This window comes from Fodinicurvata sp. EGI_FJ10296 (assembly GCF_040712075.1).
Taxonomy (GTDB): domain Bacteria; phylum Pseudomonadota; class Alphaproteobacteria; order DSM-16000; family Inquilinaceae; genus JBFCVL01.
In genome coordinates this window covers 71,275-95,780 of the sequence record NZ_JBFCVL010000010.1, presented here as the reverse complement: position 1 = coordinate 95,780, position 24,506 = coordinate 71,275, and the positions used below count along the sequence as shown (strand labels likewise).

The following is a 24,506-nucleotide window of genomic DNA, read 5'->3' as shown; positions in this document are numbered from 1 at the left end:
ACCATCATCGCCGGCGTGACGTCGGATTGAAGACCGCCTTGCAGCGCCTGGAGTATCTGCCCGTTCGCATGATCCATGGTCCAATCCGGGTCTGATGGGGGCGCAGTATCTTGTGGTTGACGATGTGATCGAAGAACTGGAATCCGCCGAGGCCAATCAAACGTGATCATTCAACGATCAGGACCGGGGCCTGGTTCCGCCGTCGCTTTCCTCGCCAGAGGCGGCGCCGAGTGAATCCGAGACGACGGCGCCGCGTCTGCCGATCGGCTCCGGCGCGCCGGTCGTCGTATCTTCGGCCGTCTGCATTTCCATCTCGCCATTGAGTTCCGCGCCGACGAGCACGATCAGCACCGAGATCCAGATCCAGACCATGAAGCCGATCGCCGCACCCAGCGAACCATATGTGGCGTTGTAGTTTGCGAAATTCTGCAGGTAGAACGAAAAACCGATCGAAACCACGATCCACACGATACTGGCGAGAATTCCGCCCGTACTGATCCACCGCACCTGCGGCTTTGCCCGGCTGGGGCCGAATTTGTAGAGCAGGCCGATAGCGACGATCACCAACAGAACCATCAGCGCCCAGCGGCCGACGCGCACGAGAATGTCCGTCACGGCACCGAGATCAACAAAGCCCAGCACGGCCGGGATGACGCCCACGATCGCGAAGAGCAGGATGAACAGAAGCATGGCCCCGATCGTGAAGACGAAGGAAAGGGCCGTCAGCTTTAGAAAGCCGCGCTTTTCCTTTTCGTTGTAGGCGACATTCATGCCCTCGAACAGCGCCTTGACCCCGTTGTTCGCGCTCCAGAAGGCGATCGCGAAGGAGGCAAGAAAGCCCAGGCCCACGGCCTGGCGGTTTTGCGATGCCAGATCGGTCAATTGGCTCCGGATCAGTTCGATCCCGGGTTCCGGCAGGACTCCTTCGACGTAGCTGAGACTGGCGGTCACACCCGCAGGGTCCGCGAATAGCCCGTAGAGTGAGACGATGGCGGCCAGCGCCGGAAACAGCGCCAGAACCAGAAAGAAAGTGATGCCTGCAGCGACGAGCATGATCCGATCTTCGATCATCTCTTTGATGACGCGCCGCACGATGTCTTTCCACCCCGCCCAGGGTATTTCCCCGGGCCTCTTTGCTTCCCGCCCCCGGCCCGCCTGAGTGGCCCGCTGTTCGATGATGTCAGGATTCGTCATGCCTGCACCCGTTTCACTGGCGGATGCTGACTCGCGCGGGCAAATTCAGGATGGGGATCGCGCATTCCGCGCCTCCTTCCGGTGCAACTGCGGTCGCTGTCGTGAAACAGGCTGCGCAGCCTATTGTTCCGGGTCTGGCGTGGCTGACGCAACGCCGATGCTGCGCCGAGTGTCGTCAGTTCATGACGAGAATCGATACTGAGAGCACTGTTGCAAAAGTGACCCACGCGAGGTAGGGGAGCAGCAGGGCGGCAGCCAGACGGTCGACACGCCGGAATGCGTGAACGGTCAGCGCGATCAGGACCAATAGCGGCACGATCAGGATGACACCGACCAGCGGGCTCTGCAGCAGGAAAAAGGCCGGATTCCAGACCAGGTTCAGAGCAAGCTGGACGAGGAAGAGCCCGATCGCCCGGCGGCGCGGTCCATCCCGCTCGGCGCCGGGCGCCAGGCGGATGACGCGCCAGAACGCTATTCCCATTAGAATATAGAGGATCGTCCAGGCGATTCCAAAGGCTGCGCCCGGTGGCGTGAACCACGGTTGGTTCAACGACTGATACCAGGCCATGGAACCTTCGTTGCCAACGATTCCGGAAACCGCGCCAAGACCGGCAAGAACGAGCGGCGCAAGAACGGCGGCGGCAGCGTCGGCTCCGGCGCCCCAGCGACGGTCGGTGGCGGGTCCGGAGCGGTTCGTGGTCGAGGTCATGGCGCTCATCCGGCAGGTACGGGTGCAGGCGATATCTCGACAACCATATGGGGTTGTCGAGCGCGACTGCCATGGTATATTGGCGCCCCGCTACTGTGTCGGCAATGGGCGCCGACACAACGCGGTCCAATAGACAAGAACGAATCCGCCGAAGCCTGCCACCCAGATGGTTCCGCTGACGGCGATCGCCGTCTGGTAGTCGACCGGCAGATAGGGCGCGGCGATCCGCAACAGGGCGCCGCCCAGAACAGCGCCCAGGATCAGTACCGTGCCGGGCGGGGCGGTAAGGGCCCGTCCGCTATGGCCCCGCGTCGCGCGGATCATGACCGAAAGTGTCATCAGGCCGACCGCTCCGGCCGTCCAGGCGTGCAACGCTGTACTGGCACCGATCGACGCGGGGGCGAGACCGGCCAGCCCCGTCAGCAGGAATCCCGCCGGTACGAAGGCATAGGCAATGTGCAGGACGAGCAGCAGCGGCTCCCGCGCGGTCCTGTGGCCGGCCCAGCGAACCAGTCGGTATGTGTGCAGAATGCCGGCGGCGGCGCAGGCGAGCGCCGTTACCAGGGATGCGGGGACGGCGACCCACAGGCTCAGCGCGACAAGCGCGGTCGCCAGCGCAGCGGCATCAAACCGCCCGAACGGGACCGGCAGGCGCCCGGGATTGTGCTGGGCGAGCCAGTTGCGCGTGAAACTTGGAATGATGCGGCCGCCGACGAGCATGATCAGAAAGAGTGCCGCCGACAGCCCCAGGCGCATTCCCAATCCACTCGCGGCCGCGCCCCCCAGGGCCTCGACGTGGAAGATGCCGTTGGCGATCAGCAATACCAGAACCGGGACCAGCACCTTGAGATTGCGCCAGTTGCGCCCGGCGGCGATCTCGCGCCCGGCGACGGCGGCCAGAGCGGCCAGGAAGGAAAGGTCGATGACGATGGCCGGAACGGGTCCGATCGCCGCCGAAACCAGTAACGCCGCGCGGCCGGCCAGCCAAAGGCCCGCCAATAGCGCCAGCGGCCAGCCATAGACCGGCATCCGGCCGGTCCAGTTGGGGATCGCCGTCATGAGAAATCCGGCGATGACCGATGGAACGAAGCCGAACAGCAACGAATGGACGTGCCAATCGATCATCGACAGGTGGCTCGGCGGTGCCAGATGACCCGAAAGCATGCCGATCCAGAGGATCATCGAAACGACCGCCCAGATAGCGGCCAGCAGGAAGAAGGGGCGAAATCCGAAGCCGAACAGTGCCGGTCCCGCATAGGTGCGCCGCGCTTCGGCGGTTGTGGTCGTGGCCATTTCGATACCCGTCGCTAATCTCGTACGGCATGATGGGATCTTGTCCGTCCCGCCATAAGATGTAAAATAAATACATCTTTATGATGACAGCCGATGCGCGATAGCGCAATGAGCAAGTTGCGTCTAAACCGTCGGGATGGCGAGCAGCCGGGCGAGCGAACGCGACGGCCGCGCCAGATCGGCAAGCGTGTACTGGTCGAGCACGGTGAAAAACGCTTCCTGTGCCTCGGACAGGGCCATGCGCAAAGTACAGACCGGGGCGATGCAGCAGGTGTTGCCGGGACCGAAGCATTCCACCAGGGTGGTGTCGCCCTCAGCATTTCGGACGACCTGGCCGATATTGATCGCCTCGGGCGCTGTCGCGAGCTTCATCCCGCCGGATCGGCCGCGCGTCGTCTCGATCCGTCCCGCCTTGGCCAGGTTGTGAACCACTTTCATCAGGTGATTGCGAGAGATGTCGTAAGCATCGGCGATTTCGTCGATCGTCGCCCGTCGGTCCTGCGTCAGCGCGAGATAGATCAGGACCCGAAGCGAAAAATCGGTATGCATGGCCAGTCGCATTCGGGGCTCCAAAAATGCATCCAACGTCTATTTTCTATCAGTCTGATACCACCTTGATACCGACAGTGCTACTCCCTGGGACTGTCTCCGGGGCAATCCCCGGGACGATCAGGGTGTGGAAATTACCATTTCTGTTATCGATCTCGTTGTGTGAGTACGGTAGAGGAAAATGGGTGGGCCAAACTCATGACTTATTTTCGACGAGTTCAGGCCGGAAGATCGAAACGGGATTGAAGAATGGCCTATGATCCGGCCGAATTCAGCGGCGCCGACCGGTCATCCAACGGCGCGGCGGCATCGAACGACCGAAAGGTAACCTGGTATTGATTCCACATTGGGTCTCGTCAGCATGCGGCAGAGCCGTCTCCCGCACGCTTCTAACCGTTGGTTCAGCGGTCGTCGTTCTTGCCGGTTTCGGTAGCGATTTCACTGGCGGGGGCAAGGCTTTTTCCGTCGGAATTGCTGCCCACGCCTCGGATGCGTGCGACCCTGCCGCATTCCAGCCGAACTGTGCCGGTGAGGACCTGGCGGGAGCCGACCTGTCAGGGCAGCGGATGTCGGAAGTCGACTTCGCCGGGGCCGATCTGTCCGGTGCCAATCTTTCCGGTGCGGACCTTTACCGGGCCAATCTCGCCGGCGCCGACCTGTCCGGAGCCGACTTGCGCGATGCGCTGTTGTCCCGGGCGAGCCTCGCCGGTGCCAATTTGTCCAACGCGAATATGGTCGAGGCCGGCCTGCGCCACGCCAATTTGACGGGCGCCAATCTGACCGATGCCAACATCTCACAGGTCGAGTGGACGGGCACCGATCTCAGTGGCGCGATCTGGGTCGATGGGACCGTCTGCGATGACGGCTCGATCGGGCGGTGCATTACGGCCGATTGACGGTCCGTGATCGAAACCGGTCGACGCTGAAGGGGCTCGGGTCGACGGGCGGCGCCGCGCCGGCGATCAGTGCGGCGATTATGCGCCCGGTGATTGGCGCCGTCGTCAGGCCGATATGGCCGTGACCGAACGCGTACCAGACATTGGGGCGCGAGGGTGAGGGCCCGATGACCGGCATGCTGTCGGGAATCGACGGGCGGCGTCCCATCCAGTACCGGTGCTGGTCGGTTGACAGCCTGGGAAACATCTCGCGTCCCTGACGCATCAGCAACCGTGCGCGGTCGTGGTTGGGCGCGGCATCCACCCCGGCGATCTCGACGGTCCCGGCGATGCGAACACCGTCCTCCATACCGGTGGCGAAGAACTTTCGATCCATATCCGAGACCGGCCGCCGCACATCGATGCCCGGATCGGGCAGCATGCAGTGATAGCCGCGCTCGGTTTCCAGGGGAATGGCGTCGCCGATGGTCGATGCCAGCCTGTTGCTGTAAGCCCCCGCAGCAACCACGATGCGGTCGGTGGCCAGGCGGCCTCCAGACGTTACGGCCGATACCACCGTGCCGTCCTTGGCACTCTCCAGGGCGACGACATCGGCGTTCATGAATGTGCCGCCAGCCGCCAGAAAATAGGCGTAGAGCCGAAGCGCCATCCGTTGCGGGTCAGTGCTGTGGCCGCTGTCGGCAACGTAAAGGCCGCGCTTGAAGTCGGACGCCAGTTCGGGCTCCATCTGCCTGATCTCGTCGGCGCCGAGGACAGCCAGATCGACGCCGTTTTCTTCCCTCAGCCGTTGCGCGAACAGGTCGCCCGGTGAGGGGTCGGCGGAACGCGAGACGAGTAGCTGGCCTTGCCGGCGCAGGAACCGGGCGCGATCCTCGGGATCGAGGATGTCGGACCAGTTGTCGACCGATGACAGGGTGAGTGTGGCCAGCGCCACGGCCGCCCGGCGAACCGGTTCTTCCCGCGCTGACCGCAGCCATCGCAGCAGCCACGGTGCGGCGCGGGGAAGATATGACCAGCGGACCGAAAGAGGACCGTCCCGGTCGAACAACCAGGACGGTATCTGATGCGCCATCCCCGGCAGCGCCACGGGAACGACCGATCCGGTACTGATCGATCCGGCATTCCCCGCCGACGCGCCGGAGGCCGGCTCGTCGCGGTCGATCAGGCTGACGCGGTATCCCTGGCGCTGCAGGCAGACCGCGCAGGCGAGGCCGACCACCCCGGCACCGATGACGGTGACGGTATCGGCGGCGGTGTTATCCGAACCGGACATGATGGCCCCGCCCGATCAGGTCGAGGCCGTGACGACGACTTCGATCAGCGTTTCCGGGCTGCCGAGGCTGGCAACGCCGATGGTGGCGCGCGACGGCAGATGGGCATCGTCCAGCCATTCCAGCCAGGCGGTGTTCATGTCGTTCTTGCCGCCCATGTCGGTGACATAGATCTGGGCTGTCAGCAGTTTGGTCTTGTCCGAGCCGGCAGCCGCCAGAAGCTTGTCCAGCTTCGCACAGATCTGGCGGGTCTGGTCGCCCATGCCCAGTGTCATGTCGTCGGCCACCAGGCCGCCGAAATACAGCACGCCGCCATGTTCGACGACGCGGTGCATGATCTTCGTCTTTTCAATTCTCTTGGTCATGGGTCGTTTTCCAATCGGTTTCGAGTTTCAGGGTGTCGTGAGTTTGGTGAAAAGGGCCGAGGGCGTCAGATCGTGGCGACGCCGGTCGGACGCCTCGGGTCGCTGCCGCCTTCCATCATGCCCGTTTGCATGTCGGCACGAACGGTACAGACGCCGCCGGCCTGATACTCCCATTCCGGCCAGATCCTGACGTCGTGGCCGAGCCCGCGTAGGGCGTCGGCCGTCTCGTCGCCGATATCGGCCTCCAGGTTCATCATGCCCGGGTCATACGAATGCGGGCTGGACGAGCGCGGATAGCTGAATGTGGCGAAGCGCGGCTGGTCGATGGCCGTCTGGGGCGTCATGCCCCACAGCGTCATGTTCAGGAAAACCTGCAGCATCGCCTGGGGCTGAACGTCGTTGCCCGGCGAGCCGATCGGCATGATCCATTCGCCCTGCCTGCGGATGATCGCCGGGCTGGGCGTCAGCCGCGGTCGTCGGCCCGGCCCCATGACCGAGGGAAGCTTCGGATCGGTCCAGGATTGCGACCCCCGCGACGACGGCACGAAGCCCAGCCCGGGAATGACGGGCGCAGCGGCCGAGCCGTCGCTCGGCGTGGCCGAGACGGCGTTGCCGTGCCGGTCGACGACGGCGATATAGGACGTATCCAGTTGCCCCGCGAAATCGTCCTCGCCGCCCTTTTGGACAGAAGCCGGTTGGAAGCCCGGTATCCGGCCGGGGGGCGGCATGCCGTCGAAGGCGCGGGCCGGATCGATCGCCCCACGGCGGGAGCGGGCGTAGTCGGCGCTGGTCAGCGTATCCAGCGGCACATCAACGAATTTGGGATCGCCGAAATAATGATGCCGATCGGCATAGCCGAGTTTCAGCACTTCGGTCAGATAGTGGATGTAGCCGGGTGCGTTGTGACCGCCCAGTGTCGTCAGATCGACGCCGTCGAGCATCGCCAGCGTTTCGGCAAGCAGCGGTCCCTGGCACCAGGCACCGCAATAGCAGAGCTCCGTCCCACCGACTTCGAGGACGCGGGCTTTCTCGACATCGACACTGAAGCCGGCGAGGTCCTCGCTGCGCAGCCAGCCATCATTGGCAATGTGATAGTCGACCATCGTGCGGGCGATGTCGCCGCGGTAAAAGGCATTGCGCGCGGCGCTCAGGCCGGCGGCCCGGCCACGACCGGCAGCGGCTTTTTCTTCATCGATCATATGGGCGATGACGCCGGCCAGATCGCTCTGTACGAACAGATCCCCGGGAGCGGGCGGCTTGCCGCCGGGCAGATAGATCGCTGCATTGGCATCCCAGAGCCGGTAATCCGCCTGCGCCTTGTCGATGATCGCACACATCAGAGACGGTGCAGCGAAGCCCTCGGCGGCATAACGCAGAGCCGCCGCCGCGACATCGCCATACGACATCGTGCCGTATCGTTCCAGTGCCGTGATCCAGGCGTCGGGGGCAGCCGGCACGACCGTGCGCAGCAATCCCTTGGGCATGACGCCGCCATACTCGTTCGTGAAGACGTCGAGACTGGCGGCCCGGGGCCAGTGGCCGAGTCCGCTGATCGTCACGGTCTCGTTACGGTCGGCCATATGGATCATCATCGGCGCAACGCCGCCGAAGCCGACATACTCGCTCTGCAGGATGCCGAGCGCGATGCCGCCGGAGACGGCCGCATCCACCGCGTTGCCGCCGGCCTCCAGAATCTGGAGGGCAGATTGGGCGGCAAGATAGTGGCCCGCGGCAACCATGTGCCGCGTGCCGATGATCCGCGCCCGATGGGAAGAAGCCATCGCCACCTGTCGTTCTCCTTATGCCTCAACTGCCTTGTTCAGCAGTGGAAGCCGCCTTGATAGCGGCATCCGATTTCTTCGTCTTGCGGTACAGGACGATCGACGAAACGATCGACCCGATGATCAGCACCCAGAGACCCATGGTGATCGGCCGCGTGAAGAATACGGTGAAATCCCAGGAGGTCATCGCGAGGCTCTGGACGAAATACTGTTCGGCCATCGGCCCCAGCACGAGGCCGAGCACGACCGCGCTCAGCGGATACTGGCGCTTTTGCAGGAGATAGCCGAGCAGACCGAAGCCCATCATGACACCCAGGTCGAAGATTTCGCCGCGATAGGCATAGGCGCCGACAGATGCCGCGACGATGACGCAGGGTACCAGGATGCGCAGCGGTATGCGTGTCAGCTTGTAGAATGTGCCGGCCGCAACCGCGCCGATGACGATCATCAGCACGCAGCCGAGCAGCAAGTAGACGACAAGCGTCTGGATCAGCGGGAATTGCTCGACGAAGAGACGCGGGCCGGGTCGCAGGCCCATATACATCATGACGCCCATCAGCACGGCCGCCGCGCCGGAGCCCGGGATGCCCAGGGCAAAGGTCGGGATCAGCGAACCGCCGACAATGGCGTTGTTGGCGGATTCCGGCGCAACCAGTCCCTCGGGGTTGCCCTTGCCGAATGTCTCGGGTGTCTTGGAGACATTCTTGGTCAGGTTATAGGCGACGAAGGCCGCGATCGTTGCGCCGGCGCCCGGCAGCGCGCCGATGAACGTCCCCGACAGTGCCCCGATCAGTAGTGCCTTCCAATAGCGGAAGACCTCGACCATGCCTTTCAGCGTCTTGCCGAACGAGGGGCTGGCGACGTCGCGATTGGTATGGACCAGATGGCGCTCGTCGATCAGGACAAGCATCTGGGCGATGCAGAACAAACCCAGCAGCGCGGGGATGAACGGCAGGCCGTCGTAAAGCTGCGGAATGTTGAATACCATGCGCGGCTCGGCCCAGTAGGGATCGACGCCGACCGTCGCCAGGGCGAGGCCCAGCGAACCTGCAAACAGTGTCTTCAGCATTTTCGACGGATCGATCGAGCCGAGGATCGACAGGCCGAAGATGACCAGCATGAACAGTTCCGGCGGTCCGAAGCTCAATGCCGCCCGGGCCAGCATGGGTGCGAAGATCAGAAAGGCGATGACACTGAAAATACCTGCCAGCGCCGAGCCCATTGCCAGCATCGCCAGCGCCTCCGAGGCGCGGCCGTTGCGCGTCATCTGGAAGCCGTCGAAGACCGTCGCCGCCGCACCGGCATCGCCGGGCACGCCGATAAGGACAGAGGGTATTCCGCCGCCATAATGACCACCGGCATAAATCCCGATGAGGAAGACCATGGCATTCAGCGGTGACATGGCGATGGCGATCGGCAGCACGATGGCCATCGAGGCGCTGCCGCCGAACCCCGGCAATGCACCGAAGAACATGCCGACCACAATGCCGGCAAGGGTCACGAGAAAGGTCGTGAAACTGAGATCGCCGATTATTTCCAGCATTCGTAAAGCCTTTCCCGGGACTACAAGCTGACGCCGAGCCCGATCGCGAACAGGAGATAGATCCCGCCGGTCAGGATGACGGAGATAATGATCGATGGAATGGGTCTGGTGCCCAGGGCGATCAGTGAGACGACGAGAAAGGCCAGCGCCGCGATGGAGAAGCCGAGATAGACGAAACCGACAATGAAGAGCAAAGACAGGGCGAATACGAGCGGTGCCCGAGACTTCTCTTCATTGGCGACACGATAGAAATCTTTCAGTTTCCATGATGACGCAAGTATGCCAATGGCAAGCGCGCCAATGAAAATCATGATCGTGTAGGGGAAAATCGTGCTCTCGGCCGGCTTGTTCTGCGTCAGGCTCACATAGGCCACGATGAACGCAAGCACCACGAGCGGCATCAGTGCTTCTCGAAGGAAAGCCATGGTCAGACCTTTCGGCGGGGGAACGATCGCGGGCGGGGGGACGGCGGTGCGCTGCGGTTGGCTGTGCCGGCACCCCGCCCGCTAATCCGATCAGCGGTCCTGCGCTGCCACGACCAGTTCGCGATACTGTTCCATCATGCGGGCAGTCGCGAGAATCTCTTCCTGGGCCGCCTCGGACGGCACCCATTCGAGATCGAGGCCCATGCGATCGAGCGCCTCGCCATAGGCGTCGGAATGCACGGCATCATGCAGCGCCTGTTCCAGACGTGCGAAACCTTCCGGGTTCTCTTCCGCGAACTGCCGATGGACGGCGAAACCGCGCGACGAGCTGAAATGCGGAATATCGTATTCTTCCGGCAGTTGTTCGTCGAAGGTCGGCGCGTCGGGGAAGATGTTGTTGCGTTCCGGTGAGACGACACCGAGCGCACGGACCTCATCCGCGATCCCGGCGATGGAGGCCGGACGGGAAACACCGACATCCATGTGTCCGCCCAGGACGTTACTCATCACCGGCGCGCCGCCCTGAACATTGACGGCCCGGAACTGAACATCGGCCTGTTCTTCCAGAATGGCGACCGTCAGGTACTGTTCGCCGGTGAAGCTGCCGGTTGCGACCGTAATTTCGCCCGGCATCTCACGCGCGGCCTCGATCAGATCGTTCATGTCCTGATAGGGCGAGTCATTGCGCACGAACCAGACCGGCACGTCGCGCATGAAAAGTCCCACCGGCACCAGATCTTCAATGGTGTAGCGCGGTTCGTCGAAGATCGTGGTGTTGGTGAAATGCGGTTCGCTGAGGGCGCTGACCGTGTAGCCGTCTTCGCCATTCATATAGACATATTCGAACCCGATCCGGCCGCTGGCGCCGGGCCGGTAATCGTACAGGAATGTCTGGCCGAGGTCTTCTTCGAGCAGCGGCTTCAAGGGCAGCACGCTCTGGTCCATTCCGCCGCCGGGCGAGAATGAAATGACGAGGCGCACGGCTTCTTCCGGCCATTCCGCCTGGGCGGCTCCGCCCGAGACAGCCAGGATCGCGGCGGCGACGGAGGCTTTCAAAATCATCTTGTTCATCATGTTTTCCTTTTCATGTCCCTGTTCGGAATTCGGTTGGGGATGGCGTTTCTGCCGATTTTTCCGGGTTCGCCGGTTCTTCCGGATTTTCATAACCGGTTGTGCGCGGAAGGCTCATCGACGCCAGAGCCCCCAGCGTGACGGGTTTGAAGGGGGGTCTGATACGGTAGTAGCCGGTTTCGGCTGGCGACTGGCCGCGTTCGCGGGCGATGGTTTCCGAAACGGTCAAGCCGCAGAGACGGCCCTGGCAAGCGCCCATGCCCGCGCGAAGAAACGCCTTGAGCTGGTTCGGGCCGGTTGCCCCCATCCTGGCCGCTTTGCGGATTTCTCCGATGGTTACTTCCTCGCACCGGCAGGCAACGACGGCATCGTCTTCGGGAACGCGGAAGCCGTCGGCCGGACGATAAAGCGCGTCGAGCAATGGCCGCGCGGCAAGATCGCGGGCCAAAGCGGCGCGAAGGGGTTGGGCTGCCTGCGCGCCGGCGTCTGAGTCCACCCGGCCGGCATCGATGGCCGCGCCGATTGCCGCAACGCGCCCGGCATATTCAGCCGCAACAGCGCCGCCGATGCCGCCGCCGTCGCCGGCAACGGCGATGTTGGCGACAGAGGTCACGCCCCAGTCATCCGTCACCGGACGCCAGCACAACTGGCCGTCGTCCCAGCGGTGATCGCAGCGCAATGCCTGGGTCAACTGAATGTTCGGAACCACCCCCTGATGCAGCAGCAAAAGGTCGGCGTCGAGCCGTTCGCTTTTGCCGCCGCGTTCGAATGTGACACCGTTCAGGGCGCCGTCGCCCTCGGCCGACAGGCCTGTCACACCCTGCACATGGCGCACGCCGGACCGCTTGATCGCGGCCAGCAGGCGCAGCCCCTTGACCAGATAGGACGGCTTGCGCATCGCGCCGGGGAGTTTGGAGAGAACCGCCAGCGATGTCTTCGACGGGGCGGCGGTATCCAGAATGGCGTGCAACGGCTGGCCGGTCTGCAGGATCTGCCAGGCCAGCAGATACAATAGCGGCCCGCTGCCCGCCATGACGGTGCGCGATCCCGGCACGGCGCCGGCGGATTTCAAAAGCGTCTGCGCGGCGCCGGCCGTCATCACGCCGGGCAGGGTCCAGCCCCGAATGGGGAACGGGCGTTCCATGGCGCCGGTCGCGATCAGAATCCGGCGGCCGTGCACATAGCGGATCGCGCCGTCACAATCGATCCCGACCCATCCGTCGCGGGTGATGTCGGTCACCGTCGAGCGGGGGCTGTATTCGGCGGCGCTGGCGCGAAAAGCCGCGGCCAGGTCCCGGCCCCGCTCATACTCCGGTCCGAGTACGCCGCGCCCGGCCAGTGGACTGGTTTCGGACGCGCGATAGATCTGGCCGCCAGGACCCGGCTGCTCGTCAAGCAGCAGAACGGAAAGGCCGCGGGCGGCACCTTCGGTCGCCGCGGACAGACCGGCCGGACCGGCGCCGATCACGACGAGATCATAGCTGTCGGTCATCGGACCACCTCGATCGTGCGGTTCTGGCGGGAAACAGTCATGCCCTCGGCGACCGGCACCAGGCAGGCCTGGCGATCGCCCTCGCCGTCGATGACCATCAGGCAGTCGAAGCACACCCCCATCATGCAATAGGGTGCGCGCGGCTGACCGGTGACCGGCGTCGTGCGGGTCGCGGTCACGCCGGCAATCAGCAAGGCCGCCGCGACGGTGTCGGTCGCGCGCGCTTCGATCGCCTCGCCTTCGAAGCGGATCGTGACCGTTGGAACGTCCGGATCGGAGTAGTGCCGCTTAAACATTGAATCGGTCCGCGCTGAAGGATTCGAACGACGGCGGAAGGCCGCCACCGGCGATCGCGTCGGCCATCGGCCCGACATGGGCGGCCGCCAGCGTCACGCCACTGTGCAGGCAGGCGACAAAGGCGCCCGGATGGGTTTCGGATTGGCCGTATACCGGAAAGCCATCGGGCGTCATGACCCGCAAAGCCGCCCAGGACCGCACAACCCGCACCTTTTGCAGTGCCGGAAAGGTCGCCACGGCGCGGTCGGCCAGCATCTTGATGGTCTCCGGCGAGGTCATGTCCTCGAAGCCCGATTCCTCCTTGGAATCGCCGATCAGTACGCTGCCCTCGCCCGTCTGGCGAAGCTGGGCAGTGGGGCAGTCGAGAAACGGCGAGGTCTTTGCCGTCACCAGGATCTGGCCCTTCTGGGGCGATACCGGCGCTTCCAACCCGACCATGGGCGCCAATTCGCGCGTGGCATTGCCCGCTGCCAGTACGACGCGGGCCGAGCGGTAAATGTCGCCCTTTTCGGTGGCGATGCGAAATCCGTCGCCGTCGCGGGTGATGTCGGTGACCCGGCTGTTCGGGGTGTAGGTGCCGCCGTGTTTCTGAAACCCGACATGCATGGCGCGGAACAGCCGCAGCGAGTTCACATGACCGTCATGGGGCGAGAACGAGGCACCGACGACATCGGGGCCAAGCTCGGGTAACCGGTCGGCCAGTTCGCCGCGCCGCATCATTTCATAAGTAAAGGTTCCGCCGGAGGCCTCGACCAGCGTATCCATCATGCGCACGCGGTCCTGGAATTCCTTTTCCGAAAGGCAGAACTGATAGCCGCCGTTGCGGCTGAACTGCAGGTCGATGCCGGTGTCCTCACGGACCGTCTCGGCGAATTCCGGCCACAGATCCGACGAGCGGCGGGTCCATTGCGCATAGGCCGGCATGCCGACGCCCTTGCTCTGAACCCAGACCAGGCCGAAATTGCCGCGAGATGCCCGGAAGGCGACATCGCCTTCGTCTAGAATGACGACATCGAGCCCGCGCTGGACGAGGCCATAGGCTATGGCCACACCGACGAGCCCGCCGCCCACGATAACGGCATCGGCTGTTGTGCTGATACTCATTGGCCTTCCCTGTGCCTCAATTGCCCTCACCGGGTCCGCAATCCGGACGCATTTTTTCATGGCCACATACAATCGAATCGACTTCATAGTGTCCAATCGAGATTGTTCGGCTTAATATTCAGAAATATTATAATGAAAGAGGCGAAACATGAGACACCGGCAGATCGAGGCGTTTCGGGCGGTGATGGCGGCGCGAACGATGACCGAAGCGGCGGAATACCTCCGGATATCCCAGCCGTCCGTCAGCCGGCTGATCAGCGATCTCGAAGCATCGCTGCCATTTCCGCTGTTCGAACGCCGCCACGGCCGGGTGTCGCCGACGCCGGAAGCGATCCAGATGTTCGAAGAGGTGGAGCGGTCCTACAAGAGCCTGGAGCGGCTTTTCGAATTCGCCCGCGATCTCAGCAATTTCCGCGAGGCACGATTGACCATCGCAGCGATGCCCGGCCTGTGTCTTGATCTGGTCCCGCAGACGATCGCCAGTTTCCAGGGCCAGCATCCACAAGCGCGGCTGGCTCTGCATGCGCGAAGTTCACAACAGGTCGTGGAATGGATCATTTCGCAGCATTGCGAGCTGGGGCTGGCCGCGCCGCCCTTCGACGTGCGCGGTGTCCGGGTGGAAATGTCCGTAACGGCCGCCGCCGTCTGCGCATTGTCCAGGGGACACCCGCTGACCGCCAAACAGTGCATTCGTGCCCGGGATCTCGCCGACGAAAAGCTGATATCGTTGACCGCGTCCAGTCTGCGTCAGCACCTGGAAACCATCATTCAATCCGCCGGCATCGACATCGCCATTCAGATCGAGACGCCGCTTTCGATCGTGGCCTGCCGGCTGGTCGAACTGGGGCTGGGTGTTGCCGTGTTCGATCCGTTCACCGCGCTTTACTGCGAGAACCGGGACGTCGAGATCCGCCCGTTCGAGCCGGAAGTGCCCTTTACCTTCGGCGTGCTTTCCGCGGCCGGCCGGTCCCGGTCGCGCGGTTCGGTCGAATTCATCGGCATGCTCGAAGAGACCTTGAACAGCTATCCGGTCGCTTCCAGGATCGAGCGGCCCGCCTGAGGTCGGCCAAGCCGATGCGTCAGAGCCAGATGAATTCGACCACGGTGTCGGCATCCAGCGTTTCGGCGTCTGCGGGCAGAACGGCCAGCCCATCGGCGGCGCACAGCAACCCGATCCGGGCGGAAAAGCTGCTGCCCAGCAGTTCGATCCGTGGCACGCCGTTGTCGTCGCGGCCGGTGATCCGGGCCGGGCGAAATTCCCGGCGCCCCGGCCGGCGCGAGGAGGCGGCGGCCAGTCGGGCGAAATGGCGGGGCGGGCGGACATCGGCGAAGCCCGCCATCAGCCGGGCCATGGGCGCGCCGATGGTCAGCCACCCGACGAATGCGGCCACCGGGTTGCCGGGCAGGCCCAGATAGACGGCGTCGTTCATGCGTCCGATCGCCAGCGGCTTGCCCGGCTTCATGGCGATCCGCATGGCCCGGATGTCGCCGCCGGCCTCACGGAACACGCTTGGCATATGATCTTCGTCGCCGACCGAAACGCCGCCCGTGGAAACGACCATATCGGCGCGGTGGCTGGCATCGATCAGCGCATCGGTCAGCGCCCGGGGTGTGTCGGGCACCGTGCCCAGGTCGAGGCGGTCGATCCACGGCTGGTCCAGCGCGGCGAGCAGGGTATAGCGGTTGGCATCGTGGATCTGACCCGGGGCCAGCGGCTCGCCGGGCTCGCGCAATTCGCTGCCGCTGGAAAACCAGGCGATGCGCAGTTTGCGCCGCACATCGACCGCTGCCTCGCCGATCGAGGCCAGAGCGGCGATCTCCCGCACGCCCAGCAGCGTGCCTTCGGCGACGACCGTGGCGCCGATGGCGGCGTCCTCGCCCGTCAGGCGGATATTGGCGCCCTGGCGGGGCCGATCAGCAATCGTGACCCGGTTGCCGCTTCGCGCGGCGTGCTCCTGCATGATGACGGTGTCGAGGCCAGCGGGTATTGGCGCGCCTGTCAGGATGCGCACGGCCGCACCGGTCGCGACCGCGTCCGCCGGCAACGGCGCGTCCCCGGCCGCCGCCCGTCCGTTCAGCTCCAGCGTCCAGGGGCCGGGTCCGGCCAGATCGGAATAACGCACGGCATAGCCATCCATCGCGGCGTGATCGAAAGCCGGCATCGGTGACCCGGCGCAGGCGCGCCCGGCCAGGACGCGTCCGACCGCATCGGACAGCGCGACCGTCTCCATCGGAACCGGTCGTGCCGCCAGACCCAGACCGGTCGCCAAAGCGTCGTCGAACGGCATCAGCCGGTTTTGCGGGCCGCTTGCACCAGTGCAATCATCCTGTGGGACAGCGCGCGGGCCCGACATCTCGTCGGCCGGATCGATCGCCGGCGGGCATATCACCATGATCTGGCTCCTTTCGTCCGGAGCGGCGGCCGGCCGCGTTGGCCGATATTAGCATCACGGGCGCCCGGGTTGCGAGCGGCCCTGTTACGAGAAGCGGGCATCACGAGGACAATGCTTCGGCATCGTTGACTGCCGTGTGCAGAATTGCCGCAATCAGGGCGGCGCCGGGCCGGTTGTCGCGTCCGGCGACCCCCATGACCCGGACCCATTGCTCGTCGTCTGCCCGCTCGCTGAATCGCCGGATGGCGAGGCGGGCGAAGTCCTCCGGTGCCAGCCCCAGCCGCTCGGCCGCCACGTTGATGCGGTCGATCAGGGGCGCTTGTCCGGCGGCGGCAAGCGCCGCGGCCAGGGCAGGCCCCGTCTCGGCCATCTCGATCAGGTCGCCCAGCATCGGCATCGACGCGTCCTGCGCCATGGTCATTGGACCAACGGGCTGGTCGCCGCCTCCAGGTCGACACCTTCGATTGCGGCCTGACCCGCCAGGATCGAGATGTATTGGTGGACAGCGCGCTGGAACACGCGGTCGGCCAGATAGTCGGCGATTTCGTCCTTTACCAGATCGAAGGGAAGTTGCTGGCCGTCGATGCGCCGGTCGAGCCGTATGACATGGACGCCGTATTTCGACATCACGGGCTCCTTCGCGATCGTGCCGGGTGTCATCGCCATGACCGCTTCCTCGAATTCCGGTGTCGTCTGACCCTGGGTGATCTGGCCGAGATTGCCGCCCGAGGACGCCGAGGGGCAGGCGGACAGGTCGCGGGCCATGGTTTCGAAACGCTCGGGCTGTGCCGTCAGTTCCTCGATTGCCGCGGCCGCGGCGGCGATGGCGGCTTGATAGGCTTGTCCGTCCGAGACGCGGGCCGGAAACAGGATATGCGCCGGCTCGTAGATGTCGGGGCTTGAGAACCGGCTTCGGTTGACGTCGTAGTAGCGCCGGCATTCGGCTTCGGTCGGCGCGGGTACCGTCACCTCCCGGTCCAGCAATTGCCGGATGCGCGAATCGTCATCGGTCTCGCGGCGTCCGTCGTCGTCTGTCTGCGGGTCGGCGCTGATTTCCAGACGGTCGGCCTGCTGCAGCAGCAATTCGCGGACCACCAGCGCATGGGTCGCCGCCTGCATGGCGTCGCTGGCGGATGGCGCCGGGTGGTGCTGGATCTCGCGCGTGATCGCGGTTTTCTCGATCTCCACGCCGTTCACCCGCACCGTTGGCGCCGGCGGCAGTGCCGCCGCGGCCAGATCGTTGGCATCGAACAGTTGCATCTGTCACTCCGCTGGTTGCGTGGGGCGGGACGTCTCGGCAGGACGCGAACCCGGCGAGGGGCGTTGCGCCTGACCGCCGGAATGGTCGGGATTGGCGGTCCGGACGACCTGATAGCCGCGCCGCCCCAGATACCAGATCGGTGCACTCCAGATATGGACCAGACGGCTGAACGGGAACAACAGAAAGATGAACAGCCCCAGGATGATATGAACCTGATAGGGCCATTCCAGTCCCTGGATCAGGTCGGCCGTGCCGTCGATGCGAAAGGTCAGCGTCCGCTGCGCCCATTCCGATGCGCGCAGCATGACCTCTGACTTGTCGTCATGGCTCAGCGAATAAGGGACCGAAATGAGACCCAGCGACAGCTGCAACCATAGAATGATCAGTATAGCGATATCCATCACGGTGCTGGTCTTGCGGATGCGGCTGTCGAACAGACGCCGGTGCAGCAACATCGTAAGGCCGATGAAGCAGGCAACGCCGGCCGTTCCACCGGCGACGATCGCAAGCATCGCTTTGTTCTCGGCCGTGATGACATAGCTGTAGAAGAAATGCGGCGTCAGAAGGCCGATGAAATGCCCGAAGAACAGGAACAGGATGCCGGCATGGAAGAGAACCGACCCCCAGATCAGTTGCTTGCGGCGCAGGAACTGGCTGGATTGCGCGCGCCAGGAATAGGGTTCGCGGTCGAACCGGATGATCGACCCGACGACGAATACGGCCAGCGCGATATAGGGAAAGATCCCGAAGAAGAAGGTATTGAAATAGCCGGACATGGCTTTGTCTCCTGATAGACCCCGCCCGTTTGGTGACGGACGGGGAATCGGCATCGGCGGTGCGTGCCGTCAACGTGCGCGGGTGGGGGGCGGGGCCAAACGCGGATCGCGCATATCCGCCCGCAGCCGGGTCTGAAGCCGCGATGCGCCGCATCCGCCTTCTGTTGAGCCTGGCATGGAGTCGGGACCAAAGGTCACGGCCGCCTCTTCCCATTCGCGATCGATCGCGTCGAGATCGTCGGCCGCCGTATCGTTTTCGGCCCGTAACGCGTCGAGCACTTCCTCGTTGGCTGGGCGCCGGGCGATGGTCAGCAGAGTCCGGAAGATCGCCCGGTACGGCGTTTCGCGCTTGGCCAGCCGGTCATCCAGCGCGGCCAGTATCTCCAGCGGATCGGCCAGCAGCACCCGCGCCCTGTCGATCGGGACCACAGCCAGAAATTCCAGGAACATCGGCAGATAGTCCGGCAGCTCGTTGGTGGCCGGGACGAAACCGTGTTCCTCGTAATGCTGGCCCAGATCGACCATGGCCTGGCCCCGGTCCCGGCTTTCGCCATGCACATGCTCGAACAGGTGCAGCGACAATGACCGGGTCCGGTCGAAAAGGAACGTATAGCGTTCCTGCAGCTCGTAGATGTCGCTGCTCTCGATGTCCGACAACAGCGGCTCCAGCGCCGCCCGGTCGGCCGCGTCGGCCAGTCCCTCCTGCTGCAGAACGGCGCGGATATCCGGGATCGCCTGCTGCAATTCGGTCGAGGGATAGCTCAGCAGGGCGGACAGGGCCTTGAATGTCCTGATCATCACGACACCTCCATCGGCGATGTGGCACGCTTGCGCTTGGGACCGCCGAAGAACATGGTCGCGTCGCTGGCCCCGCTGGAGCAGTTGTTACCGAACGAGAAGCCGCAACTGCCGCGCATGTCATAGGCATCGCTGTCGACTTCGCGGTGCGTGGTTGGAATGACGAACCGGTCTTCGTAGTTGGCGATCGCCATCAACTGGTACATGTCCTCGATGTCCTGCGCCTTCAGGCCGACCCGTTCGGCGATGCTTTCGTCGATGACACCGTCCACGGTTTTGGCCCGCATGTATCCCCGCATGGCCAGCATCCGTTCCAGGCACAGGGCGATCGGCTCTTCCTTGCCCGCGGTCAGCAAATTGGCGAGGTACTTCAACGGAATGCGTAACGAGCGGACATCGGGCATGCCGCCGTCGGTGCCCATCTTGCCGGCTTCGGCCGCCGACTGGATCGGCGACAGCGGCGGGACGTACCAGACCATCGGCAGCGTCCGGTATTCCGGATGCAGCGGGAAGGCCACCTTCCAGTCCATGGCCATCTTCCAGATCGGCGACCGTTTGGCCGCTTCCAGCCACGCTTCGGGTACGCCGTCGTGGCGGGCCTGCTCGATCACGGCCGGGTCGTTCGGATCCTTGAACAGCTTCAGCTGCTCTTCATACAGGTCCTGTTCGTTGGCGGCGGATGCGGCGTGCTCGATGCCGTCGGCGTCATAGAGGATGACGCCCAGATAGCGGATCCGTCCGACGCAGGTCTCCGAGCACACCGTCGGCTGGCCGGCCTCGATGCGCGGATAACAGAAGATGCATTTCTCGGATTTGCCCGACGCCCAGTTGTAATAGATCTTCTTGTAGGGACAGCCCGACACGCACATGCGCCAACCGCGGCATTTCTCCTGATCGATCAGGACGATGCCGTCTTCCTCGCGCTTGTAGATGGCGCCCGACGGGCACGAGGCGACGCAGCTCGGATTGAGGCAATGCTCGCACAGGCGCGGCAGATACATCATGAAGGTGTTTTCGAATTCGCCGTAGATCTCCTTCTGAACGCCTTCGAAATTCACGTCCTTCGAGCGTTTGGCGAATTCACCGCCCAGGATCTCCTCCCAGTTCGGCCCCCATTCGATCTTTTCCATCCGCTCGCCGGTGATCAGCGATCGCGGCCGGGCGGTCGGGAATGCCTGCGTCTCCTTGGACGATTGCAGGTGTTCGTAATCGAAGGTGAACGGCTCGTAATAGTCGTCGATTTCCGGCAGGTCGGGGTTGGCGAAGATCTTGGCCAATATCCGCCATTTCGATCCCTGTTTGGGATGGATCTTGCCTCCGGACGTCCGGACCCAGCCGCCGTTCCATTTCTTCTGGTTTTCCCATTCCTTGGGGTAGCCGATGCCGGGCTTGGTCTCGACGTTGTTGAACCACGCGTATTCCATGCCTTCGCGGCTGGTCCAGACGTTCTTGCAGGTGACGGAGCAGGTATGACACCCGATGCATTTGTCCAGGTTCAGTACCATGGCGACTTGAGCACGGATTTTCATTCCGCCGCATCCTTCTTGCTGTCTTCGTAGGGGCCTTCGAGCCAGTCGATCTTGTCCATCTTGCGCACGATGACGAACTCGTCCCGGTTCGATCCGACGGTGCCGTAATAGTTGAAGCCGTAGGATTGCTGGGCGTAGCCGCCGATCATGTGCGTGGGCTTGAGCGTGGTCCGGGTGACAGAGTTGTGAATGCCGCCGCGCTGTCCGGTGATCTCGGAACCGGGCGTATTCACGATCTTTTCCTGGGCGTGGTACATCATGACCATGCCCGGATTGACGCGCTGCGAGACCACCGCGCGGGCGGTCAGGGCGCCGTTGGTGTTGTAGACTTCGACCCAGTCGTTATCGACGATGCCGGCCGATTTGGCGTCGGTTTCCGAAATCCAGATCACCGGCCCGCCGCGGTTCAGGGTCAGCATCAGCAGATTGTCGGAATAGGTGGAGTGGATGCCCCATTTCTGGTGCGGCGTGATGAAATTCAGCACGACTTCGCCGTTGCCGTTGGGCACCGTGCCGCGAATGCGCTCGACCGTTTTCAGGTCGATCGGCGGCTTCCAGGTGCACATGGCTTCCCCGAATGCCAGCATCCAGCGGTGATCCTGATACAGCTGCTGACGGCCTGTCAGGGTGCGCCACGGGATCAACTCGTGGACATTGGTGTAGCCGGCGTTATAGCAGACCTCTTCGGATTCCAGCCCCGACCAGGTCGGCGACGAGATGATCTTGCGCGGCTGTGCCGTGATATCGCGAAAACGGATCTTCTCGTCCTGCTTCGAGCGCGCAAGATGGGTGTGTTCGCGCCCGGTGATGTCGGTCAGCGCCTGCCATGCCTTGACCGCGACATGGCCGTTGGTCTCCGGCGCCAGCATCAGGACGACCTCGGTCGCGTCGATGTCGGTGACGATGCGCGGTCGGCCTTTGGTGACGCCTTCCTCCGTCACCCGGCCATTCAGATCGCCCAGATCGCCGACTTCGGCTTCGGTTTTCCAGGTGATGCCCTTGCCGCCATTGCCGAGGGTGTCGAGCAGCGGCCCGACGGCGGTGAACTTCTTGTAGATGTTGGCGTAATCGCGCTCGACGACGGTGACCTGCGGCATCGTCCGGCCCGGGATCGGGTCGACCTCGCCGCGTTTCCAGTCGCGCACGTCATAGGGCTGGGCGATCTCCCCCGGTGTGTCGTGCAGGATCGGCGTGAGAACGACATCCTTCTCGACGCCCAGCACTTCTGGCGCGACTTCCGAGAACTTCTGCGCCAGATTGCGATAGATGTCCCAGTCGCTCTTGCATTCCCAGACCGGATCGGTCGCCGCCGTCAGCGGATGGATGAACGGGTGCATGTCCGACGTGTTCAGGTCGTTCTTCTCGTACCAGGTGGCCACCGGCAGCACGATGTCCGACAACACGCAGGTGGTGGACATCCGGAAGTCCAGCGTCACCAGCAGGTCGAGCTTTCCTTCCGGCGCATGCTCGTGCCACTTGGCCTCGTCCGATTTGGCCTGGCCCTCGACACCCAGATCCTTGCCCAGCACGCCGTGGGTCGTGCCCAGAAGATGCTTCAGAAAGTATTCGTGCCCCTTGCCGGACGATCCCAGCAGGTTCGAGCGCCAGACGAACAGATTGCGCGGCCAGTTGGCCGGATCGTCCGGATCCTGGCACGACATTTCCAGATCACCGCTTTTCAGCGCCTGCGCGACGTAGTCTTTCGGATCCAGTCCCGCTTCGGCCGCCATGGCGGCGACGGTCAGCGGATTCTGTTTCAGTTGCGGAGCCGATGGCAGCCATCCCATTCGCTCGGCGCGGATATTGTAGTCGATCAGCGAACCCGACCAGTCGCCTTCCGGCGCGGTCGGCGACAGGATCTCGTCGACGTCGAGTTTCTCGTACCGCCACTGGTCGGTATGGGCATACCAGAAACTGGTCGAGTTCATCTGGCGCGGCGGCCGCGACCAGTCGAGCCCGAAGGCCAGCGGCAGCCAGCCCAGTTGCGGGCGCAGCTTTTCCTGACCGACATAATGCGACCAGCCGCCGCCCGATTGGCCGATACAGCCGCACATGACCAGGAGATTGATGATCCCCCGGTAGCTCATATCCATGTGGTACCAGTGGTTCAGCCCTGCGCCGAGGATGACCATCGACCGTCCATTGGTCTTTTCAGCATTGGTTGCGAATTCGCGCGCCACATGGATGATCTTGTCGCGCGACAGGCCGGTGATCTTCTCTGCCCATGCCGGCGTGAACGGCACGTCCTCGTCGAAGGAGGCCGCGACATTCGCACCGCCGAAACCGCGGTCAATGCCGTAGTTTGCGCAATGCAGGTCGAAGACCGTGGCGACCAGCGTCTCGCCGTCCTTCAGCGTCACCCGGCGGACAGGGACGTTGCGGTCGAGGATCTCGCCGTGGTCGGTAGCGGTGAAATTCTCGGTCGCGCGGCCGCCGAAATAGGGGAAGCCGACGGTCGCCATCTCGTCATGGGCGTCGGCCAGCGACAGCGCCAGCCGGATGTCCCGGCCGCCGGAATCCTTCTCTTCGAGATTCCATTTGCCCTTTTCTCCCCAGCGATAGCCGATCGAGCCGTGCGGCGCGACCAGGGACCCGCTGACCTCGTCGATGCCGACGGTTTTCCAGTCGGGGTTGTTCGTCTCGCCCAGGCCGTCGGCGAACTCGCCGGCGCGCAGCAGCCCTTCGGCGATATACCGGCCGTCGCGTTTGGTCAGCTTCACCAGCATCGGCATATCGGTGTACTGGCGGGCGTAGTCATCGAAATACTTTGCCTGCCGTTCGACGTGATACTCCTTGAGCACGACATGGCCCATCGCCAACGCCAGCGCAGCATCCGTGCCCTGTTTGGGGTTCAGCCAAAGATCGGCGAATTTCGACGCTTCGGAATAATCCGGCGACACGACGACCGATTTGGTGCCCTTGTACCGGACCTCGGTATAGAAATGGGCGTCGGGCGTGCGCGTCTGCGGCACGTTCGAGCCCCATAGCATCAGGAAACCGGCATTGTACCAGTCGGCGGATTCCGGAACGTCGGTCTGCTCGCCCCAGGTTTGCGGGCTGGCCGGTGGCAGGTCGCAATACCAGTCGTAGAACGACCCGCACACGCCGCCGATCAGCGACAGGTAGCGCGCGCCCGCGGCATAGGAAATCATCGACATCGCCGGGATCGGCGAGAAGCCGAAGATCCGGTCCGGCCCGTGCTTTTTCGCCGTATAGGCGTTGGCCGAGGCGATGATCTCGTTGACCTCGTCCCAGGACGCGCGGACGAGACCGCCATGACCACGCATCTTGATATAATCCTGCCGCTTGGCCGGGTCCTCCACGATCGACGCCCAGGCGGAGACCGGCGTGTTCGTGGCCCGCGCCGCGCGCCAGTGGCGCAGCAGCCGCGACCGGATCAGTGGATATTTCACCCGCGAGCCGGAATAAAGATACCAGGAATAGCTGGCGCCCCGGGCGCAGCCGCGCGGTTCGTGGTTGGGCAGGTCGGGGCGCGTGCGGGGATAGTCGGTCTGCTGGGTTTCCCAGGTGACGATGCCGCCCTTGACATAGATCTTCCACGAGCACGACCCCGTGCAGTTCACGCCATGGGTCGAGCGCACGACCTTGTCGTGCTGCCAGCGTTTGCGATAGCTGTCTTCCCAACCCCGGCCTTCGGTGGTCGTGATGCCATGGCCGTCGGAGAATGGTTCGTCCTTCCGGGTCAGAAAGGTCAGACGGTCGAGGATATGGCTCATAGAAGGATCTCCTGAGTCGGTC

Annotated in this window: 23 protein-coding genes; 2 read left to right on the top strand and 21 right to left on the bottom strand. The window is 63.8% G+C overall.

The genetic code is table 11. The features are described 5' to 3' along the window. Nucleotides 1-4: 4 nt before the first annotated feature. The 5 genes from ABZ728_RS20360 to ABZ728_RS20340 form a co-directional block, all read right to left on the bottom strand. On the bottom strand, nt 5-160 hold the full coding sequence (locus ABZ728_RS20360; protein ID WP_366658195.1) for a hypothetical protein: 156 nt from the start codon (nt 158-160) through the stop codon (nt 5-7). A 17-nt stretch (nt 161-177) separates the two neighbouring features. After that, nucleotides 178-1,194 (bottom strand): YihY/virulence factor BrkB family protein, encoded by a 1,017-nt coding sequence (locus ABZ728_RS20355; protein WP_366658194.1) that lies wholly within the window; start codon nt 1,192-1,194, stop codon nt 178-180. Nucleotides 1,195-1,369: 175 nt separating this feature from the next. After that, nucleotides 1,370-1,903 carry a TspO/MBR family protein gene (locus ABZ728_RS20350; protein ID WP_366658193.1) on the bottom strand — a complete coding sequence of 178 codons (534 nt, stop codon included), beginning with the start codon at nt 1,901-1,903 and terminating at the stop codon, nt 1,370-1,372. Between the two features lie 90 nt (nt 1,904-1,993). Continuing rightward, the gene (locus tag ABZ728_RS20345; protein ID WP_366658192.1) at nt 1,994-3,196 is read right to left on the bottom strand and encodes an NnrS family protein; all 1,203 of its coding nucleotides are present in this window, start codon (nt 3,194-3,196) and stop codon (nt 1,994-1,996) included. A gap of 123 nt (nt 3,197-3,319) precedes the next feature. Further along, nucleotides 3,320-3,757 carry an Rrf2 family transcriptional regulator gene (locus ABZ728_RS20340; RefSeq protein WP_366658191.1) on the bottom strand — a complete coding sequence of 146 codons (438 nt, stop codon included), beginning with the start codon at nt 3,755-3,757 and terminating at the stop codon, nt 3,320-3,322. A gap of 323 nt (nt 3,758-4,080) precedes the next feature. Between ABZ728_RS20340 and ABZ728_RS20335 the strand changes: the two genes are divergently transcribed. Further along, a complete protein-coding gene (locus tag ABZ728_RS20335) occupies nt 4,081-4,641 on the top strand; it encodes a pentapeptide repeat-containing protein (protein WP_366658190.1) in 561 nt (186 codons plus the stop codon). On the opposite strand, the gene ABZ728_RS20330 is transcribed toward ABZ728_RS20335, so the two are convergent. The 9 genes from ABZ728_RS20330 to ABZ728_RS20290 form a co-directional block, all read right to left on the bottom strand. Next, nucleotides 4,628-5,914 (bottom strand): FAD-dependent oxidoreductase, encoded by a 1,287-nt coding sequence (locus tag ABZ728_RS20330; protein ID WP_366658189.1) that lies wholly within the window; start codon nt 5,912-5,914, stop codon nt 4,628-4,630. The two genes, ABZ728_RS20335 and ABZ728_RS20330, sit on opposite strands and share 14 nt — an antisense overlap. Before the next feature lie 15 nt (nt 5,915-5,929). Next, on the bottom strand, nt 5,930-6,277 hold the full coding sequence (locus tag ABZ728_RS20325; protein WP_366658187.1) for a RidA family protein: 348 nt from the start codon (nt 6,275-6,277) through the stop codon (nt 5,930-5,932). Nucleotides 6,278-6,342: 65 nt separating this feature from the next. Continuing rightward, nucleotides 6,343-8,058 carry a gamma-glutamyltransferase gene (locus tag ABZ728_RS20320; RefSeq protein WP_366658236.1) on the bottom strand — a complete coding sequence of 572 codons (1,716 nt, stop codon included), beginning with the start codon at nt 8,056-8,058 and terminating at the stop codon, nt 6,343-6,345. Nucleotides 8,059-8,083: 25 nt separating this feature from the next. Next, nucleotides 8,084-9,601: a tripartite tricarboxylate transporter permease gene (locus tag ABZ728_RS20315; protein ID WP_366658185.1), complete on the bottom strand. Its 1,518-nt coding sequence runs from the start codon at nt 9,599-9,601 to the stop codon at nt 8,084-8,086. Between the two features lie 20 nt (nt 9,602-9,621). Continuing rightward, nucleotides 9,622-10,026 carry a tripartite tricarboxylate transporter TctB family protein gene (locus tag ABZ728_RS20310; protein WP_366658183.1) on the bottom strand — a complete coding sequence of 135 codons (405 nt, stop codon included), beginning with the start codon at nt 10,024-10,026 and terminating at the stop codon, nt 9,622-9,624. 90 nt (nt 10,027-10,116) lie between these two features. Further along, nucleotides 10,117-11,097, bottom strand: a complete 981-nt coding sequence (locus ABZ728_RS20305; protein ID WP_366658182.1) for a tripartite tricarboxylate transporter substrate binding protein — start codon at nt 11,095-11,097, stop codon at nt 10,117-10,119. A gap of 13 nt (nt 11,098-11,110) precedes the next feature. Then, on the bottom strand, nt 11,111-12,589 hold the full coding sequence (locus ABZ728_RS20300) for an NAD(P)/FAD-dependent oxidoreductase (RefSeq protein ID WP_366658181.1): 1,479 nt from the start codon (nt 12,587-12,589) through the stop codon (nt 11,111-11,113). Continuing rightward, nucleotides 12,586-12,885: a (2Fe-2S)-binding protein gene (locus ABZ728_RS20295; protein ID WP_366658179.1), complete on the bottom strand. Its 300-nt coding sequence runs from the start codon at nt 12,883-12,885 to the stop codon at nt 12,586-12,588. Before ABZ728_RS20295 ends, ABZ728_RS20300 begins: the two co-directional genes overlap by 4 nt. Continuing rightward, nucleotides 12,878-13,990: an FAD-dependent oxidoreductase gene (locus ABZ728_RS20290; protein ID WP_366658178.1), complete on the bottom strand. Its 1,113-nt coding sequence runs from the start codon at nt 13,988-13,990 to the stop codon at nt 12,878-12,880. Before ABZ728_RS20290 ends, ABZ728_RS20295 begins: the two co-directional genes overlap by 8 nt. Nucleotides 13,991-14,138: 148 nt before the next feature. Between ABZ728_RS20290 and ABZ728_RS20285 the strand changes: the two genes are divergently transcribed. Further along, on the top strand, nt 14,139-15,050 hold the full coding sequence (locus tag ABZ728_RS20285) for a LysR substrate-binding domain-containing protein (RefSeq protein ID WP_366658176.1): 912 nt from the start codon (nt 14,139-14,141) through the stop codon (nt 15,048-15,050). A gap of 19 nt (nt 15,051-15,069) precedes the next feature. Here the strand turns inward: ABZ728_RS20285 and glp are convergent, their stop codons facing one another. The 7 genes from glp to ABZ728_RS20250 form a co-directional block, all read right to left on the bottom strand. Next, complete coding sequence (gene glp / locus ABZ728_RS20280) at nt 15,070-16,383, bottom strand: gephyrin-like molybdotransferase Glp (protein WP_366658175.1); 1,314 nt, start codon at nt 16,381-16,383, stop codon at nt 15,070-15,072. Nucleotides 16,384-16,483: 100 nt separating this feature from the next. Next, entirely contained in the window at nt 16,484-16,804 is a 321-nt protein-coding gene (locus ABZ728_RS20275; protein WP_366658174.1) for a hypothetical protein, read from the bottom strand. Continuing rightward, a complete protein-coding gene (locus ABZ728_RS20270; RefSeq protein ID WP_366658173.1) occupies nt 16,801-17,643 on the bottom strand; it encodes a peptidylprolyl isomerase in 843 nt (280 codons plus the stop codon). The genes ABZ728_RS20275 and ABZ728_RS20270 overlap by 4 nt, the downstream gene beginning before the upstream one ends. Before the next feature lie 3 nt (nt 17,644-17,646). Then, on the bottom strand, nt 17,647-18,420 hold the full coding sequence (narI, locus tag ABZ728_RS20265; RefSeq protein WP_366658172.1) for a respiratory nitrate reductase subunit gamma: 774 nt from the start codon (nt 18,418-18,420) through the stop codon (nt 17,647-17,649). Nucleotides 18,421-18,489: 69 nt separating this feature from the next. After that, nucleotides 18,490-19,218: a nitrate reductase molybdenum cofactor assembly chaperone gene (gene narJ / locus ABZ728_RS20260; protein ID WP_366658170.1), complete on the bottom strand. Its 729-nt coding sequence runs from the start codon at nt 19,216-19,218 to the stop codon at nt 18,490-18,492. Next, a complete protein-coding gene (gene narH, locus ABZ728_RS20255; protein WP_366658169.1) occupies nt 19,218-20,747 on the bottom strand; it encodes a nitrate reductase subunit beta in 1,530 nt (509 codons plus the stop codon). The genes narJ and narH overlap by 1 nt, the downstream gene beginning before the upstream one ends. Next, the gene (locus tag ABZ728_RS20250; RefSeq protein ID WP_366658167.1) at nt 20,744-24,484 is read right to left on the bottom strand and encodes a nitrate reductase subunit alpha; all 3,741 of its coding nucleotides are present in this window, start codon (nt 24,482-24,484) and stop codon (nt 20,744-20,746) included. The genes narH and ABZ728_RS20250 overlap by 4 nt, the downstream gene beginning before the upstream one ends. Nucleotides 24,485-24,506 lie beyond the last annotated feature (22 nt).

Coding starts and splice junctions, on each gene's coding strand:
- ABZ728_RS20355 (WP_366658194.1), bottom strand. CDS start 1,194: ATGACGAATCCTGACATCATCGAACAGCGGGCCACTCAGGCGGGCCGG.
- ABZ728_RS20350 (WP_366658193.1), bottom strand. CDS start 1,903: ATGACCTCGACCACGAACCGCTCCGGACCCGCCACCGACCGTCGCTGG.
- ABZ728_RS20345 (WP_366658192.1), bottom strand. CDS start 3,196: ATGGCCACGACCACAACCGCCGAAGCGCGGCGCACCTATGCGGGACCG.
- ABZ728_RS20340 (WP_366658191.1), bottom strand. CDS start 3,757: ATGCGACTGGCCATGCATACCGATTTTTCGCTTCGGGTCCTGATCTAT.
- ABZ728_RS20330 (WP_366658189.1), bottom strand. CDS start 5,914: ATGTCCGGTTCGGATAACACCGCCGCCGATACCGTCACCGTCATCGGT.
- ABZ728_RS20325 (WP_366658187.1), bottom strand. CDS start 6,277: ATGACCAAGAGAATTGAAAAGACGAAGATCATGCACCGCGTCGTCGAA.
- ABZ728_RS20320 (WP_366658236.1), bottom strand. CDS start 8,058: ATGGCTTCTTCCCATCGGGCGCGGATCATCGGCACGCGGCACATGGTT.
- ABZ728_RS20315 (WP_366658185.1), bottom strand. CDS start 9,601: ATGCTGGAAATAATCGGCGATCTCAGTTTCACGACCTTTCTCGTGACC.
- ABZ728_RS20310 (WP_366658183.1), bottom strand. CDS start 10,026: ATGGCTTTCCTTCGAGAAGCACTGATGCCGCTCGTGGTGCTTGCGTTC.
- ABZ728_RS20305 (WP_366658182.1), bottom strand. CDS start 11,097: ATGAACAAGATGATTTTGAAAGCCTCCGTCGCCGCCGCGATCCTGGCT.
- ABZ728_RS20300 (WP_366658181.1), bottom strand. CDS start 12,589: ATGACCGACAGCTATGATCTCGTCGTGATCGGCGCCGGTCCGGCCGGT.
- ABZ728_RS20295 (WP_366658179.1), bottom strand. CDS start 12,885: ATGTTTAAGCGGCACTACTCCGATCCGGACGTTCCAACGGTCACGATC.
- ABZ728_RS20290 (WP_366658178.1), bottom strand. CDS start 13,990: ATGAGTATCAGCACAACAGCCGATGCCGTTATCGTGGGCGGCGGGCTC.
- ABZ728_RS20285 (WP_366658176.1), top strand. CDS start 14,139: ATGAGACACCGGCAGATCGAGGCGTTTCGGGCGGTGATGGCGGCGCGA.
- glp (WP_366658175.1), bottom strand. CDS start 16,383: ATGGTGATATGCCCGCCGGCGATCGATCCGGCCGACGAGATGTCGGGC.
- ABZ728_RS20275 (WP_366658174.1), bottom strand. CDS start 16,804: ATGACCATGGCGCAGGACGCGTCGATGCCGATGCTGGGCGACCTGATC.
- ABZ728_RS20270 (WP_366658173.1), bottom strand. CDS start 17,643: ATGCAACTGTTCGATGCCAACGATCTGGCCGCGGCGGCACTGCCGCCG.
- narI (WP_366658172.1), bottom strand. CDS start 18,420: ATGTCCGGCTATTTCAATACCTTCTTCTTCGGGATCTTTCCCTATATC.
- narJ (WP_366658170.1), bottom strand. CDS start 19,218: ATGATCAGGACATTCAAGGCCCTGTCCGCCCTGCTGAGCTATCCCTCG.
- narH (WP_366658169.1), bottom strand. CDS start 20,747: ATGAAAATCCGTGCTCAAGTCGCCATGGTACTGAACCTGGACAAATGC.
- ABZ728_RS20250 (WP_366658167.1), bottom strand. CDS start 24,484: ATGAGCCATATCCTCGACCGTCTGACCTTTCTGACCCGGAAGGACGAA.